Origin of the sequence: Mesorhizobium sp. KR9-304 (genome assembly GCF_040049215.1) — a bacterium.
Classification (GTDB): domain Bacteria; phylum Pseudomonadota; class Alphaproteobacteria; order Rhizobiales; family Rhizobiaceae; genus Mesorhizobium_K.
The window spans coordinates 88,449-101,811 of sequence record NZ_JBDZDN010000001.1 but is presented as its reverse complement, the minus strand read 5'-3'; the positions used below and the strand labels follow the sequence as shown (position 1 = coordinate 101,811).

Genomic DNA, 13,363 nt, shown 5'->3' with positions numbered 1-13,363 from the left:
GGCTACATCAGCTTGAGCGCGACCGCCGCCCACAGGGCTAACGTGCCGCGCGGCGTCTGGCGGTATACGCCCGATTTGCGAAGGCTGGCCATCGCAGTGAAAAAACTGCTCCGCCGCGCACGGACGAAGAGTTCCAGGGACGCTGCCGCGTCGGGGGTGAGCAGGTCGCGGTTCTTTTCGAGGCCGTCGAGATTCGTGTCGCTCCACCTCCCGAAACCACCGCCGAGCAGGAACTTCAGCCGTGCGAGCCTCGCGGTCCAGGATGTGTTCGCCCCGACGAGGTTGCCAGCGTGCTGGCGGTAGCGCACGAGCGGCTCGGGGCAATAGTGTACGACGCCGCCGGTGCCCGTCACCAATAGGTAGGCCCACCAGTCGTGGCTAACGAAGCCGGCCCGGCGCGAGGCTCGCGCCAGCAGATTACGCCCCGGCCGATTGAACACCATCGTGTTGCCGCCCGCCAGGCTCTGCACGAGCGCATTGCGGAAGGAGGGCTGGCGCCGGAACAGCGGCGACTTGCCGATGGCCTGCCCGGCCTGGGAAATGGTGAGCGTCCTCGAGCAGAACAGGAGCGGCAGGGAGGCGTCCTGCGTCCGCATCCAGGCAAGCGCCGTCTCCAGCTTACCGGCCTCCCAGAGATCGTCCTGGTCGCAGAACGCGAAATAGTCGGCCTCGATAGCGTCGTTGGCGAGGAGAGAACGAAAATTCTCGGCAAATCCGTTCCTGGGGCCGTTGGCGAGGTGGAAGGTGCCCCTGGTCCATCGTTCGCGCCAATCCGCGAGAATTCTCAGCGTACCGTCGGTGGAACCGTCATCGGAGGCCCATATGTCGATCGACTTGTGCGTCTGCCCGGTGAGCGAGCGAAGCTGATCGTCGAGGAACGCCGCGCCGTCCCTCGTCGCCAGCAATATGGCCACCGTGTCTGGAGGCTGCTCTGGTGTCTGGCCGGGCGACAATGCTTGCGCTTCCTGCATTCGATCGAAATGGTTGATGCGGCGACGGCTACGGCAGATCGAACAGCATTTGCCGGACCGCAGGCTCGTCACGCGCCTCGATCCGGTCGCGGATGCTGGCGATCCTGGCTGGAACGTCAATAGACAATCCGTTGGGGCGGCGGCCGCGCAAGATCTTGGGATGCGAGGTCGGCGTCACGCCGGACGGATCGTAGAAGAGTTCCTCGTGAAGCTTCTCTCCCTCGGCGGCGCCGATCGTCACGATCTCTATGTCGCCGTCCGGGTTTTGCGCGTTGCGCACCGATCGGCCGGCAAGCAGGATCATGTCCTCGGCCAGATCCTTGATCGCGACGGGTTCGCCCATCTCGAGCAGCAGAACGTCTCCCGACGTGGACAAGGCAGTCGCCTGGATGATCAGTTCGGCTGCCTCGCGCACGGACATGAAGTAGCGGGTCATGTCTGGGTGGGTCAGCGTGACGGGACCTCCGGCTGCGATCTGCTCCTTGAAGAGCGGGACGACGGAGCCGCTTGAGCCGATGACGTTGCCGAAGCGGACCGACGCGAAGTTGCGCTCGCTGCCTGAATTGCCGCTGCGCGTGCCGTGATATCGCACGATGAGCTCGGACCACCGCTTGGTCGCGCCCATCGCGCTGGCCGGCCGCACTGCCTTGTCGGACGATATCAGGATGAAATTCCTGACGCCGCATTCATAGGCGGCCTCGGCGATTGTCCAAGTCCCGAGGACGTTGTTCCTCGCCCCCTCGACGCAGTTAGCTTCGACCATCGAGACGTGCTTGAACGCGGCGCAGTGGTAGATGGTTTCCACGCTGTGTTCGCAAAGAACCTGCCTCGCCAGCGCGGCGTCGGCAACCGAGCCGAGCACGCGGACGACCGGAAACTTCGCGTTTTTGGCGAGTTCGCGTCCAATCTCGTAGAGCCCGTGCTCGTTGAAGTCCATGAGGACGAGCTTTTCCGGATTGAGCTTCGCCACCGTTCGGCTGAGCGCCGAGCCGATCGAGCCGGCCGCGCCGGTGATGAGAATGACCCGGCCTTCGATGATGCCGCGCATCAACTCCGGATCGGACGGCACCGGAGATCTGCGCAGCAGGTCGTCGATGTCGATGTCGCGGACGTCGCTTATCGAGTATTTTCCGGCCGCCAGATCGGTAATCGCCGGCAGGATCCGGAACTTGACGGGCAACGAACCGAAACGCGCGACCAGTTCGCGCCGGACGGCGCCGTTCGGCGTCGTCGTCGTGAGGATGATCTCGTCGATGCCGAAATTGGTCACGACCGCTTCCAGTCCCGACATCGGGTAGACCCGCAGGCCAAGCATGTCCATTCCCTCGAGGTTCGCATCGTCGCTGACGAAACCGACGACGTTGCGCTCGCGGGTCGACGTCAGCGCGTTGACCAGCTGCATCGCCGGGTTGCCGGTGCCGTAGATCAAGGTGCGCGGGGCCGTCGTGGGCATGGCCGGCGACGGCCAGAGCAGCCACTTCGCCCCGAACCGGCTGCCGGCGATCACCACGACGCTCAACGCCCAATAAAACAGCGCCACGGTTCTCGGAACACCCTCCAGGCCGGTCATCTGAGTCAGGAAGGCCAGGCTCACCCAGGCGAGCGCCGCCACCGTGACCGCGCTGAGAATCGTCCATATCGCCCGTTCCGGAAGGAAACGCAGGACGGAGCGGTACAATCCCATGCGGATGAAGATCGGCAGCGCGATCGCCGGCGCCGCGAGCATGAGCAGCGCCTGTTCGACATTGGGGACGAAGACATTATTGAGCCGCAGCGAAAAGCTCAGCCATAGCATGGCGACAAGCGCCAGTACGTCGAAGCAGACGAACAGCAACTTCTTCGTGCCGCGCGGCAGGGAGGCGATACGCCGGCTGAACCGTCCCCCGTGCACGGACCCTAGACCTCCCGGTCCAGAAAAACGCCGCCCTCGACGTTCAACGCAGTTCGGTTACGGAAAAAACCGACGTCCCGTGACATCAGCGCGGCCGGGCGAAGTATCGATGAACTTATGGGACTAGGCATGTATTGGATTTGGGCAGGTGGAAAGGATCGCCTCGCGAGTATCGAAAAGCATTGCCAAAGGCAAATCGCTTCGTGCCGAAGGGCAAGAAACGATGAAAAAACGTGGAACTTTATCCACGGTGTCGAGCGGCAGCTTACCATAGGCGGACCAATGGATCGAAGGAACCGCCATGGAACAGTCAGCAAATCTTGAACTTCCCTATATCATGCCCTCGCAGGCCCAGAAGCATGTGACTCACAACGAAGCAATCAGGAGCCTGGACGCGCTGGTGCATCTCGCGGTTGCCGATCGCGATCTGGCCACGCCGCCTGCCTCGCCGGCCGACGGCGACCGCTACCTCGTCGCAGCCGGCGGAACCGGCGCGTGGGCAGGCAAGGATGGCAAGGTGGCGGCCTGGCAAGACGGCGCATGGGCTTTTCCAACCCCCAAAGCCGGCTGGCTCGCCTGGGTCTCTGACGAAGACCGGCTGATCAGCTACGACGGGGCCGCCTGGATCGATGCCGCCGTCCACAGCGTGAATCCAGCGCCGCTGGTGGGAGTGAACGCGACGGCGGACTCGACAAACAGGCTGGCGGTCAAGAGCCCGGCCACGCTGTTCGACGAGGAGACCGGCGACCACAGGCTGAAGATCAACAAGGCCGCAGCCGGCGACACCGCCTCGCTTGTCTTCCAGTCCGGCTATTCCGGGCGGGCCGAATTCGGTCTTGCGGGCGACGACGACTGGCGCGTGAAGGTCTCGGCTGACGGCGCTGCCTGGACGGAAGCCCTGAAGGTCGACGGGGCAACCGGCCGCGTAAGGTTGCCCGCCGCATTGCCACTCAGCGACGACAACCAGGTCGTCGCGAAAAGGCATGTGCGCGAGCTGCTAGGCGCAAGCCGGGTCTATCACGTTCGTACAGACGGCAGCGACGGCAACACCGGACTGGCCGACAGCGCGGGCAGCGCCTTCCTGACGATCGGCCATGCGCTCGACGTTGCCGCGGCCTTGGACTGTTCCGTCCACAACGTCACCATCCACGTCGGCGACGGGACCTGGACGGTTCCCGTCGTGCTGCCCAAGATGGCGGGCAGCGGAACGTTCACGCTGCAGGGAAACACCGCGACTCCCGCCAGCTGCATCCTCAGCCCCGCCAGCGGCCACGCGGTCTCGAATGCGGAAGGACAGGCATGGACCGTTGACGGGTTCGAACTGCGCACGTCCGCCGGCGCCGGCAACTGCGTCGACACGCGCAACTTTTCCGAAACCGCGATCGGCGCCAACATCCGGTTCGGGGCGTGCGCGGCAGCCCATGTCTTCGCCTTCAGCTTCGGCCGCGCGACTGTTGCTCCCGGGGCGGCATATTCCATCGTCGGAAACGCGGTGTGGCATTGGCGCTCGTCCCGCAACGCGCTGATCAATGCCTTCGATTCCGACTTCACCCTGAGCGGCACGCCGGCCTTCTCCAATGCCTTCGCGTTCGCGGAGGTGCTTGCCGCCGTCTACTGCAGCAGCTCCACCTTCGCCGGGTCGGCGACCGGCACGAGATACGCGGTCGACGGAAACTCGATCATTTCGTCGGGTGGGGGTGGGGCGTCATTCCTGCCTGGCAACGCGGCCGGCAGCGCCGCAAACGGCGGTGTGTACCTGTGACGATGGCTTGTCCACCGTGCTGGCTGGCATTTGGACCGGCCATCGAGGCGGACCCGAGAGCTAGTAGCCGCGGAGCAACGCGGCTACCTACCTGACGATTACGGAAACGATTTTTGCCAGGATTGCCGCAGTTGCGCGCTCGAATTCCGTAAGTTCGATCTGTTGACGTTGGTCGCCAACTGCCTGGGCAATCACGCAGGGACGCCCTCGGATCAATCCATTTATGTATGCTAGATCGGACTGGAAGCTGCTCTCCAAAAGGTCTGCCTCACTCTGCGTCAGGAGCAACGGTTCGGGCACCGTCTCCGTGGCGATCTCCATCAGCGCATCACTCAAGAAGGTTGCCTGTGCAGCGTTGCTTGCCAGCGCTGCGTTCATGTAGCGCAGGAGTTCTGTTTCCTTGGCTGAGAGCGATCTGTTCACTATCGGATTTTCCGGTGGCACGACCTGGCAGCGGAGAAGCGTTCGAAAGAAAAACGCCGCCAGTTCGTCCCGCTTCTCGTCGTAGTTGTAGACCTCCACTCGTTCAGGGCCGAATACCGCGCACGCTTGCTCTATGCGCTCACGGTAATGCGGATTCCAGTCGTTGATGAATTCTGAAAACGAGCGGGTCTCTCCGTGCCGCTTGACCAACTGCGAGTAGGTCGAGAAGGCAGCCGGGCCAAAGTCCCTGACAAAGTAGATTACCCTTGGGGTATAGCCGTTTCTGGCCGCAACAGTCGCGATAGCGTTTGACCTTTCGCCGGGTTCGAAGACCAAAAACTCCGAGGAGTAGAGAACGTGCTTGCCTCGGGCGCCAGAAAGTTCGCGACCGAGGTCACCAATGAACGCTTCTTTGTCGCCAATATCGTGGGGCAGATGCGGCCGGATGTAGTTTGCCATCGCCACGCCATTTCCGGAGGTGATGTAGCCAGCCGCAGCTTCATCGGACAGAAACCCGCGAGGGTAGATAACCTTGTCGCGTTCAAGTTGCTCAGCATGCCGGGCAAACAGCACCTGGAGCAACGACGTCCCGGTCTTTCCGGCGCCAGCGTGCAAGATTAACTCGGGCATCGTTTTTCAACCTCGCGGGCAGTAGAAGCGCCATGGTTCTGAACAAGGCGAGACTTACTGGGATAGGGCTACGCGCCAGCCTGCAGGTTTCACGCCGATGGAGCGTTCTAGGCAGTATTGCCCCAACCTTCAATCCGCGCCTTCTTGGTACGCTTGCGTCCCGGTAGCGGCCACAACGGCCCGTCATGAAAGATGCGGCTGCGCCACCGCCGCGACGGCTTCCATTCGTCGCCAAAACGCCTTCTCGTTTGCGTTCAACGGCGGATGTGCTAGCAGCCGACGCTGATTTCGTGGAGTGACGATGCTCGAATTCGCGCGACGCGGCCTTGCCGACCTGGGCGCCGCGTTGAAGCTCAGGGGGGTATGGTGGGCGCTGGCGTCGGAAGACGTCGCCGACTCCCATCGCCAGACCATGCTCGGGCCGATCTGGCCGCTGCTCAACTACCTGCTCTTCGTCGGGACGCTGGTGCTGGTTCTGGGTAACCGGGCAGGGTCGCCCAACTTTGTCGCCTACGTTGCGACCGGAATGCTCGTCTGGCTGTTCATCAGCGACGTCCTGTCGATGAGCGCCACGCTGTTCGCGCGTGAAGAGAACTTCATCAAGGGCACCGTCCTGCCGCTCTCGATATATGTCATGCGGCAGACCTTGGTTATATCGATAAGATCCTTCTATGCGCTGCTCGGCGCGGTCGCGGTCCTGCTCTACAGCGGCTTTGCGGTCACGCCCGCGCTGCTGTCGGTCGTGCCCGCGGTTTTGCTGCTGCTGGCGGCCGCGCCCGCGGTGGCGGTGCTGTTCGGCATCGCCGGCGCCTACTTCCGCGACTTCCAGTTCATCGTCGTCAACGCCACCCGGCTGCTGATGTTCGTCACGCCCATCTTCTGGACCGATCCGGGAGCGGGCGGCCTGCTCGGCTTCCTCTACTACTGGAATCCGCTGACCCACTATATCGACATCATCCGCATGCCCATCGTGGACGGCATGGTGCCGTTGGAGTCATGGACTGCCGCGCTGTCGATCACCGCGGTTCTGCTTGCCGGGGCGCTGGTCGCGCTCGGCAAATTCAACCGCCAGATCGTGTTTCAGCTCTGAGCAGGGACTGTTCCTCGGCCGGGTCCCGCCGCGACGCCTGTTGTCCCAGCATCGAGGTTCCCGCCGCCAGGTAGGCCCCCACCGCCAGGAAGGCCACGAGCACGGCGTCGGCTATGTCATGGCCCACCAGTATCCCGGTCAGGCCGCTGACAAAATAGGTCGTCGCCACGACGATCAGCATGACCGCGCCCAATCTCGCCTCGGCGGCCGTGGTTCGCGCAAGCGTTCCTACCCCGAGCCAGGCCGCGACGACGAAGATTGCGGCAAGCGAAAGCGCGCCGACGATGCCGGCCTCCACCCAGGCGTTGAGAAGGCCGTTGTGGAAATGGCTAAAATGGACGTCGAGCCCAACCTCTTCGAAGCCCCGATTGATCAGGGTCCTCGTCGACTGGGGACCATGTCCGACGATCGGGCGCAGTCGGACCGCCGAGAGGCCTATCCGCCATAGCTCCGTCCGCCGGCCGAGCGAGGAATCGTAATTGTGGTACTCGCTCATCTGCCGCCAGTCATCCGCAAGAGCCTGGACGCGGGCCGGCACGACCTGGGCTCCGGCGAAGGTGACCGCGCCAACGGCCAGAGCCGCGCAGCAGACGGCCAGCGCGGAACTCCAGGCATGCCTGCGTTCGCGGTAGATCCACAGAACGGCCGCAGTCGACAGGAAAAGCGCGAGCCAGGTGATGCGCGACCCTGAATAAAGAATGGCGATGCTGCCGGCGCAATAGGCGCCAAAAAGCGGCACGGTCGCCATGCCCTGCCTGATAAAGGCCCCGGCGAGTGCGACGGATGCGGCCAGGCAGGTGACGGTGGCGAAGACGATGGCGTTGCCGGCGCCGCCCTCGGCCCTCATGCCTTGGAAATGGAACTGAAAGACGGCGAGCGCCAGCGCCCCGAGGCAGCCGATCATGCTCGCGTTGATCACGCTCCGGGCGATGGTTTCCTTCCTCGACAGGCACCAGCTCGAATAGAGGAATGGAAATAGAAGGAAGGTCAGCACCGGCAAGGCGTCGGCCCAACGCGGCGCCGGATTCACGGCAAGAGCGACGAGGTAGGCCGCGCAGTAGACGTAGATCGGCGCCGCAAGGTAGCGCATGAAGCGGTCGCGGCTCACGGGGATGATGCGTCTCAGCACTTCCAGGACGCCGCCGGCGGCCCCGATGTTGACCGCGAAACTTACGACCGAGCCGGCGATCGGTGCGCAGGCGAAACAAACATAGGTGAAGATCTCGCTGCGGCGGTCGTCGTGGACGAGCAGCCGGCTCAGAAGTGAAGCACTCTCGTTGCCGCTTTTTTTATTGTGCATTCGCTTCCGGTGGTTAACGCATGCTGCCAGTGAATTTCGGGTCTCGCAAAAAAAACGATAGTCCAGTGCGGAACCTCCCGCCACCCCGACTGAGCCAGTGACGCGCGTCAGGCACATAAGCACTGGTAGTCTTGGACCAAGCAAGGATAGAACAGCTTTCCAGACATCCTCGCGACAGCGCAAAATCCGCGCGGCTATCGGTCGATCTTTAGTCAGCTTCCGCTTGAGAAATCGAGCTTTTGTGAGAATATCCGGCGAAAATCGTGACCTTGGCACGTTTTCCGTTTCCGGAAGCGCCAAGGCTCTGTAAAGGCCTCCAATGCTCGCCAGATTGACCCATCTCGACCGCCTCGAGGCCGAGGCTATCCACATATTCCGCGAAGTGGCCGCGTCCTTCGCCAAGCCCGTCATGCTTTATTCGGTCGGCAAGGATTCGTCGGTCTTGCTGCATCTCGCCATGAAGGCGTTCTATCCGGCAAAGCCGCCGTTTCCGTTCCTTCATGTTGATACCACCTGGAAGTTCCGGGAAATGATCGAGTTCCGCGACGCCATGGCGAAGAAGCTCGGCTTCGACCTCTTGGTGCACATCAACGAGGACGGTGTGCGCGACAACATCAACCCGTTCGACCACGGCTCGAACGTCCATACCCATGTGATGAAGACGCTGGGGCTGCGCCAGGCGCTCGACAAATACGGCTTCGACGCCGCTTTCGGCGGCGCGCGCCGCGACGAGGAGAAGTCGCGCGCCAAGGAACGCATCTTCTCGTTCCGCAACGCTCAGCACACCTGGGATCCCAAGAACCAGCGGCCGGAAATGTGGAAGATCTACAACACCCGCGTTTCTCCCGGCGAATCGATACGCGTCTTTCCACTGTCGAACTGGACCGAACTCGACATCTGGCAGTACATCCTGCAGGAGGACATTCCGATCGTTCCGCTCTATTTTGCCAAGAAGCGCCCGGTCGTCGAACGCGACGGCATGCTGATATTGCGCGACGACGAGCGCATGAAGCTCAGGCCCGGCGAGGCGGTGGAGGACCGGCTGGTGCGTTTCAGAACGCTCGGCTGCTACCCGCTGACGGGGGCGATCGAATCCGACGCGGACAGCCTTGAAGCGATCGTCAGCGAAATGCTCACGGCCACAACCTCCGAACGGCAGGGCCGACTCATTGACCGCGACGAAGCCGGCTCGATGGAAAAAAAGAAGCGCGAAGGGTATTTCTGAGCATGCGCCACACCCTGGCCGAAAGCATTGCTGCGGTTGACAACGTACGCGACTATCTTGCCGGGCAGGAGCGCAAGTCGCTTCTGCGCTTCCTGACCTGCGGCTCGGTCGATGACGGCAAGTCGACGCTGATCGGCCGGCTGCTGTCCGACACGCGGCAGATATTCGAGGACCAGCTGGCCGCGCTGGAGCGCGATTCCAGGAAGCACGGCACCACCGGCGACGACGTCGATTTCGCCCTGTTGGTCGACGGGCTCGAGGCCGAGCGCGAGCAGGGCATCACCATCGACGTCGCCTATCGATTTTTCTCGACGCCGAAGCGCAAGTTCATCGTCGCCGACACGCCGGGCCACGAACAGTATACGCGCAACATGGCGACCGGCGCTTCGACCGCCGATCTGGCCATCGTGCTGGTCGACGCGCGCCAGGGCGTCGTCGCCCAGACGCGCCGCCATTCGATCATCGCCTCGCTGCTCGGGATCAGGCACGTCGTGGTGGCGGTCAACAAGATCGATCTCGTGGATTTCGACCGGAACGTCTTCGAGACGATCGCGAAGGACTACGCTGAGTTCGCCAAGAGCCTGAATTTCAAGTCGATCGTCCCGATTCCGATCTCGGCGCGCTACGGCGACAACGTCACCACGCCGTCCGAGCGGATCGGCTGGTATTCCGGCCCGACGCTTGTCGATCATCTGGAGACCGTGGTGGTGGACGACGCGGTCGCCGAACTCCCGTTCCGCTTTCCGGTCCAATATGTGAACCGCCCGAATCTCGATTTCCGCGGCTACGCCGGCACGGTCGCGTCGGGCACGGTTGCGCCGGGCGACGAGGTCGTGGTGGCGAAGTCGGGCAAGGCCGCGCGGGTGAAGCGCATCGTCGCCCACGGAGGCGACCTTGCAGCTGCCGTCAGCGGGCAGGCGATCACCATCGTTCTCGACGGCGAAGTGGAAATCTCGCGCGGCAACATGCTGGTGTCGCCGACGGCGCGTCCGCAGGTCGCCGACCAGTTCACCGCCAACATCGTCTGGTTCGACGAGAACGCGCTGCAACCCGGCCGCTCCTACCTGCTGCGCACCGAAACCGATCAGGTGAGCGCGACGGTCACTGACCTGAAGCACCGCCTCAACGTCAACAATTTCGCGCAAGAAGCGGCGAAGTCGCTCGGAATGAACGAGGTCGGCGTCTGCAACCTCTCGACACAGGCTCCCATTGCCTTTGATCCCTTCGCCGACAACCGGGCGACCGGCGCATTCATCCTGATCGACCGCATCAGCAATGCCACCGTCGGCGCCGGCATGATCCTGCACGGGTTGCGCCGGGCGGAAAACATCCACTGGCAGGCGCTCGACGTGGGCAAGCGGGAGCGCGCGCTCGCCAAGAACCAGCGGCCGGCGGTTTTCTGGTTCACCGGCCTCTCGGGGTCCGGCAAGTCGACGATCGCAAACCTTCTGGAGAAGAAGTTCCACGCGTCGGGCCGCCACACCTATATCCTCGACGGCGACAATGTGCGCCACGGCCTGAACCGCGATCTCGGTTTCACCGATACCGACCGCGTCGAGAACATACGTCGCGTCGCCGAGGTGGCGAAGCTGATGGCCGATGCCGGCCTGATTGTGATCGTTTCTTTCATTTCGCCTTTCCGGGCCGAACGCAGGATGGCGCGCGAATTGATGCCGAAGGGCGAATTCATCGAGGTCTTCGTCGACACGCCGTTCGAGGAATGCGCTAAGCGCGATCCGAAGGGGCTGTATGCGCGGGCTCTGGGCGGCGAGTTGAAGAATTTCACCGGCATCGATTCGCCCTACGAGACGCCGGAGAATCCCGAAATTCACCTTCGGACGCTCGGCAAGTCGCCGGAAGAGATGGTAGAAATCCTCGAAACCTGGCTGGACGAGCGCGACAGTGCACAAGAACAATACGATGGCGGCAGCGGCATCTGACGATCAAACCATCCTGTCTGTTTTCGAAGATCTGGCGCTGGTGGCCGGCCGCAGGATCATGGAGATCTTCCATGCCGGTTGCGCGGTGGACCACAAGGTCGACGCTTCGCCGGTCACCGAGGCCGACCGCGCGAGCGAAGCGATCATTCTCGAAGGCCTGCGCGCTGCATTCCCGTCGATCCCCTGCGTGGCCGAGGAAGAAGCGGCGGCGGGCATCCTGCCGGCCGATCTGGGGGAGGCCTTCTTCCTGGTCGATCCGCTCGACGGCACCAAGGAGTTCGTCAAGCGCAGCGGCGACTTCACGGTCAACATAGCGCTTGTGCGGGAGGGCGTTCCCGAGATCGGCGTGGTCTACGCGCCGTGCAACCGGCGCTTCTTTTCGGGCCGGCCGGGACGCGCGGAGCTCCTCGAACTGGACGCCAACGACGAGGTTTCCGCCCGCCATGCAATCCACGTGCGCACGGGCTCCGGGCCGTTGACGATCGTGGCCAGCCGTTCGCACCGGACGCCCGAGACCGACAGCTTCATCAGCGGCATCGACGCCGGGGAGATCGTCTCGGTCGGCTCGTCGCTGAAATTCTGCCTGCTGGCCAACGGCGAGGCCGATATCTATCCGCGCTTCGGCCGCACGATGGAATGGGACACCGCCGCCGGCGACGCCGTCCTGCGCGCGGCGGGAGGGCTGACGACGATGCTTGACGGCAGGCCGCTCGCCTACGGCAAGCGCAACCAGCCGCACGATGCCGATTTCGCCAATCCGTTCTTCATAGCGAGGGGTGGGGTAGAAGCGTCCGTGCTGCCGGCGTGACCGGCCACAGGCGGCGACCTATTCCGCTGCCGCGAGCTTCGAATTGCTGCCGACAAAGTTGCGGATCGTCGAGATGATGCGGTCCTGATCCTCTGATGTCAGGTAGGGGTGCATCGGCAGGCAGAGAATTCTTTCCGGCAACGCTTCCGAAACCGGCAGGCCACCGGGCGCCGCGGGAAAGTCGCGGTAAGCCACTTGGCTGTGCAGCGGCTTCACATAGTAGATGACCGAGGGAATGCCGTTTTCCTGCAGGTGCGCCTTGAGCGCGTCTCGGTTCGGCGTCTCGATCGCATATTGCGCCCAGGCCGAGCGGGTGCCGTCGAGGTTGTCGGACGCCTTGACCACGTCGCCAAGACCATCCGCGTAGCGCTTCGCCACCGCCTGGCGCGCGATCATTTCCTCTTCGAGGATGGCGAGCTTTTCGAGCAAGATCGCTGCCTGCAGCGTGTCGAGGCGCGAATTGATGCCGACATGGATGTTGTCGTACTGCGTCTCGCCCTTGCCGTGGAAGGCGAAGGAGCGGAGTTTCGCGGCCAGCGCATCGTCGTTGGTGAACATCGCGCCGCCGTCGCCGTAACAGCCGAGCGGCTTGGCTGGGTAGAAGCTCGTCGCACCGACATGGCCGAACGAGCCGCACATTCTGTCTCCGACCGAGCCGCCGGTCGCCTGTGCGGCATCCTCGATCACCAGCAGATTCTCGCGCTCGGCGATTCGCATGATGGCATCGTAGTCGGCTCCGAGCCCGAACAGGTCGACGGGGATGATCGCCTTCGGCTTCAGGCGGCCTTCAGCCCTGATCATCGCAATAGCGGCTTCGAGGCTCTCGATGTCGATGTTGTAGCTGTCCGGGTCGACATCGACGAAGACCGGCTCGGCCTTGGCGAGCGCCACGACCTCGGCTGTTGCCGCGAAGGTGAAGCTCGGCACGAAGACCGCGTCGCCCGCCCCGATGCCGGACGCATAGAGCGGCAGAAGCAGCGCGTCGGTGCCGTTGGCGCAGGCGACGCAGTGCTTGACGCCGATATAGTCAGCAAGCTTGGCTTCGAACTCCGCCACCTGCGGCCCGAGAATGTAGCGGCCGTCTTCGACGACGCGATCTATCGCGGCCTTCAGCCGGTCGCCGATCCGCTCGCGCTGCGCGCCCAAGTCGATGAATTGCATGCCCGTCTCGTCGTTGCCCAGATATAAGCCGCTGATAGCAGACAAGATTTTGGCGAAAAAGCAGCCTGACGCCTGGATAGTTTGCGTGCCAAGCCCGGTGCGTTACCGCACCGCAGCACCGGAAATGGCGGATCGGCAGGCTTTCAAAGCTCAGAATGCGGG

The 13,363-nt window shown here is 63.3% G+C and carries 10 protein-coding genes; 5 read left to right on the top strand and 5 right to left on the bottom strand.

From position 1 onward, the window contains the following. Positions 1 to 2: 2 nt before the first annotated feature. Both ABLE71_RS00480 and ABLE71_RS00475 read right to left on the bottom strand, forming a co-directional pair. On the bottom strand, positions 3 to 1,043 hold the full coding sequence (locus ABLE71_RS00480; RefSeq protein ID WP_348781424.1) for a glycosyltransferase family 2 protein: 1,041 nt from the start codon (positions 1,041 to 1,043) through the stop codon (positions 3 to 5). Next, positions 1,000 to 2,862 (bottom strand): nucleoside-diphosphate sugar epimerase/dehydratase, encoded by a 1,863-nt coding sequence (locus ABLE71_RS00475; protein WP_348781423.1) that lies wholly within the window; start codon positions 2,860 to 2,862, stop codon positions 1,000 to 1,002. The genes ABLE71_RS00480 and ABLE71_RS00475 overlap by 44 nt, the downstream gene beginning before the upstream one ends. A gap of 301 nt (positions 2,863 to 3,163) precedes the next feature. Here ABLE71_RS00475 and ABLE71_RS00470 point away from each other — a divergent pair, with 301 nt between their 5' ends. After that, positions 3,164 to 4,624, top strand: coding sequence for a DUF2793 domain-containing protein (locus ABLE71_RS00470; protein WP_348781422.1), 1,461 nt, complete (start codon positions 3,164 to 3,166; stop codon positions 4,622 to 4,624). Positions 4,625 to 4,711: 87 nt separating this feature from the next. On the opposite strand, the gene ABLE71_RS00465 is transcribed toward ABLE71_RS00470, so the two are convergent. Next, entirely contained in the window at positions 4,712 to 5,677 is a 966-nt protein-coding gene (locus ABLE71_RS00465; RefSeq protein WP_348781421.1) for a hypothetical protein, read from the bottom strand. A 301-nt stretch (positions 5,678 to 5,978) separates the two neighbouring features. Here ABLE71_RS00465 and ABLE71_RS00460 point away from each other — a divergent pair, with 301 nt between their 5' ends. Further along, positions 5,979 to 6,767, top strand: a complete 789-nt coding sequence (locus ABLE71_RS00460; RefSeq protein WP_348781420.1) for an ABC transporter permease — start codon at positions 5,979 to 5,981, stop codon at positions 6,765 to 6,767. Here the strand turns inward: ABLE71_RS00460 and ABLE71_RS00455 are convergent. Beyond that, positions 6,739 to 8,067, bottom strand: a complete 1,329-nt coding sequence (locus ABLE71_RS00455) for an O-antigen ligase (RefSeq protein WP_348781419.1) — start codon at positions 8,065 to 8,067, stop codon at positions 6,739 to 6,741. The genes ABLE71_RS00460 and ABLE71_RS00455 overlap by 29 nt on opposite strands. A 319-nt stretch (positions 8,068 to 8,386) precedes the next feature. Here ABLE71_RS00455 and cysD point away from each other — a divergent pair, with 319 nt between their 5' ends. From cysD to cysQ, 3 genes are read left to right on the top strand one after another with little or no spacing between them, the layout of a single operon-like run. Continuing rightward, positions 8,387 to 9,292, top strand: coding sequence for a sulfate adenylyltransferase subunit CysD (cysD, locus tag ABLE71_RS00450; protein WP_348781418.1), 906 nt, complete (start codon positions 8,387 to 8,389; stop codon positions 9,290 to 9,292). Between the two features lie 2 nt (positions 9,293 to 9,294). Then, on the top strand, positions 9,295 to 11,232 hold the full coding sequence (cysN, locus tag ABLE71_RS00445) for a sulfate adenylyltransferase subunit CysN (protein WP_348781417.1): 1,938 nt from the start codon (positions 9,295 to 9,297) through the stop codon (positions 11,230 to 11,232). Beyond that, positions 11,213 to 12,040 (top strand): 3'(2'),5'-bisphosphate nucleotidase CysQ, encoded by an 828-nt coding sequence (gene cysQ, locus ABLE71_RS00440; RefSeq protein WP_348783613.1) that lies wholly within the window; start codon positions 11,213 to 11,215, stop codon positions 12,038 to 12,040. The genes cysN and cysQ overlap by 20 nt, the downstream gene beginning before the upstream one ends. Before the next feature lie 18 nt (positions 12,041 to 12,058). Here the strand turns inward: cysQ and ABLE71_RS00435 are convergent, their stop codons facing one another. After that, positions 12,059 to 13,201 carry a DegT/DnrJ/EryC1/StrS aminotransferase family protein gene (locus ABLE71_RS00435; protein ID WP_348781416.1) on the bottom strand — a complete coding sequence of 381 codons (1,143 nt, stop codon included), beginning with the start codon at positions 13,199 to 13,201 and terminating at the stop codon, positions 12,059 to 12,061. Positions 13,202 to 13,363: the final 162 nt, after the last annotated feature.

What these genes read in the sequence shown, in the direction of transcription:
- ABLE71_RS00465 (WP_348781421.1), bottom strand. Translation starts at nt 5,677, where the DNA reads ATGCCCGAGTTAATCTTGCACGCTGGCGCCGGAAAGACCGGGACGTCG.
- cysN (WP_348781417.1), top strand. Translation starts at nt 9,295, where the DNA reads ATGCGCCACACCCTGGCCGAAAGCATTGCTGCGGTTGACAACGTACGC.
- cysD (WP_348781418.1), top strand. Translation starts at nt 8,387, where the DNA reads ATGCTCGCCAGATTGACCCATCTCGACCGCCTCGAGGCCGAGGCTATC.
- ABLE71_RS00455 (WP_348781419.1), bottom strand. Translation starts at nt 8,067, where the DNA reads ATGCACAATAAAAAAAGCGGCAACGAGAGTGCTTCACTTCTGAGCCGG.
- ABLE71_RS00460 (WP_348781420.1), top strand. Translation starts at nt 5,979, where the DNA reads ATGCTCGAATTCGCGCGACGCGGCCTTGCCGACCTGGGCGCCGCGTTG.
- cysQ (WP_348783613.1), top strand. Translation starts at nt 11,213, where the DNA reads ATGGCGGCAGCGGCATCTGACGATCAAACCATCCTGTCTGTTTTCGAA.
- ABLE71_RS00435 (WP_348781416.1), bottom strand. Translation starts at nt 13,201, where the DNA reads ATGCAATTCATCGACTTGGGCGCGCAGCGCGAGCGGATCGGCGACCGG.
- ABLE71_RS00470 (WP_348781422.1), top strand. Translation starts at nt 3,164, where the DNA reads ATGGAACAGTCAGCAAATCTTGAACTTCCCTATATCATGCCCTCGCAG.